General features: G+C 60.1%; 2 protein-coding genes. Both read left to right on the forward strand.

Features of this window, described 5'->3' with window-relative positions; translation table 11 throughout:
* Window positions 1-211 precede the first annotated feature (211 nt).
* A complete protein-coding gene (locus WCB02_RS38520; RefSeq protein ID WP_423967407.1) occupies window positions 212-688 on the forward strand; it encodes a DUF2852 domain-containing protein in 477 nt (158 codons plus the stop codon).
* A 423-nt stretch (window positions 689-1111) separates the two neighbouring features.
* Window positions 1112-1825 (forward strand): protein TolQ, encoded by a 714-nt coding sequence (tolQ, locus tag WCB02_RS38525; protein WP_423967409.1) that lies wholly within the window; start codon window positions 1112-1114, stop codon window positions 1823-1825.
* Window positions 1826-1863 lie beyond the last annotated feature (38 nt).

Genomic DNA, 1863 nt, shown 5'->3' on the forward strand with positions numbered 1-1863 from the left:
CTTCTCGACCGAGCGCAGTTCCGCGCCGCCGCCGGGCGATGACCAGCCGGCTGGTCCCTGGGGCAAACCCAAATAAAATTGCCGAAATAAAATTCCAAAAATAAATCGGCAAGCATGCGATGCCACCGGCTTGACAACCAAGCCGGATGAGCTAGCTATGTAAATGTTATTTACATTCACAACGGCATGATGCCGTGATGGAGAGAGGCAGATGGCCTACAGCGCAGATGTCAATCGATGGCGCGGCCCCGCGGAACAATCCTATCGGCCGCATATGCTCGATACCCCTTGGCACCCGGGTTGGATCGCGGTGACCATCGTCGGCTTCCTGATCTGGTGGCCGATCGGACTTGCCCTTCTCTTTTTCACACTCGGGAGCAGAAAGATGAGTTGCTGGAGCAATGGAGATCGCTGGCAGAACCGCATGGAGCGGATGCAGTGGAAGATGGAGCGGATGCGCGACCGCATGGAGCGCCGTGGCTTCGGCTTCGGTCCGCCCTCCGGCAGCGGCAATCGCGCGTTTGACGAATACCGCATGGAAACGCTGCGGCGCCTGGAGGACGAGCAGAAGGAATTTCACGAATTCCTCAGCCGCCTGCGCCACGCCAAGGACAAGGAAGAGTTCGACGCGTTCATGTCGCAGCACCGTCAGCGTCCGACTCCGCCAGCGGACCAGCCGCAAAGCTAGACTTCGCGCTGACCACGAATTTTGGGAGTAAGGCCTTCAGGTACAATGCCCCCGCAATCCTGATGGCAACCAGCCGCCCGCCTGCGTGTCCCCGCAGGCGGGCGGTTTGTTTTGTCGGTCTTTCGCGGGGTTCCAGAGCCCACAAAGGGTTGACCCGCCTGCATTTCAGGCAGCCAAATTGTTCTTTGGTAACCACATTTTAACTGTGCCCGGCCTTTGGTGGGAGGCGTAAAGTCGCACGAATAGCCCTCGTTTTGACATGTTGACAGGGGATGCAGGGCCCAAGGCTTCGGCGGGCCTCCCATGCGACCAAACCAGGATCTCTCGTGCAGGCTTACCGCCTTGCCGAATCGCGCAGGCGTAAAACCGGCGGCCAATTGCTCCCGGAGGACTTGGGACTCTTGCGTTGAGAGGATACCGCTTATGAATCCGGCCGACGTGGCTCAGGCAGCTTTGCCGCTGCCATCCGCCGACGTATCGCTGATCGCGCTGTTCCTGCAGGCTCACTGGATCGTGAAGGGCGTCATGCTGGGGCTGTTGTCCTGCTCGGTCTGGGTCTGGGCGATCGCGATCGACAAGATTTTTCTATACTCGCGCACGCGGCGTTCGATGGACCGCTTCGAACAGGCTTTCTGGTCGGGTGAATCGATCGAGGAACTCTACCGCGCGCTGTCGGCCAAGCCGACGCAATCGATGGCGGCATGTTTCGTCGCCGCCATGCGCGAGTGGAAACGTTCGTTCGAGAGCCACGCGCGCTCCTTTGCCGGATTGCAGATGCGGATCGACAAGGTCATGAACGTCTCGATCGCGCGCGAAGTCGAGCGGCTGGAGCGGCGGCTTCTGGTGCTGGCAACCGTTGGCTCGGCAGGTCCCTTTGTCGGCTTGTTCGGTACGGTCTGGGGCATCATGTCGAGCTTCCAGTCGATCGCCGCGTCCAAGAACACCTCGCTTGCGGTGGTTGCCCCCGGCATCGCGGAGGCGCTGTTTGCCACGGCCATCGGTCTAATTGCCGCAATCCCCGCGACGATCTTCTATAATAAGTTCGCCTCCGAGGTGAACCGCCAGGCGCAGCGGCTCGAGGGCTTCGCTGATGAATTTTCCGCCATCCTGTCGCGCCAGATCGACGAGCGAGGGTAAGAGGGGGTATAGGATGAGCGCATCGTGAGCATCAGATC

The sequence above is a fragment of the Bradyrhizobium sp. genome (assembly GCF_049581145.1).
In the GTDB taxonomy this organism is placed as follows: domain Bacteria; phylum Pseudomonadota; class Alphaproteobacteria; order Rhizobiales; family Xanthobacteraceae; genus Bradyrhizobium.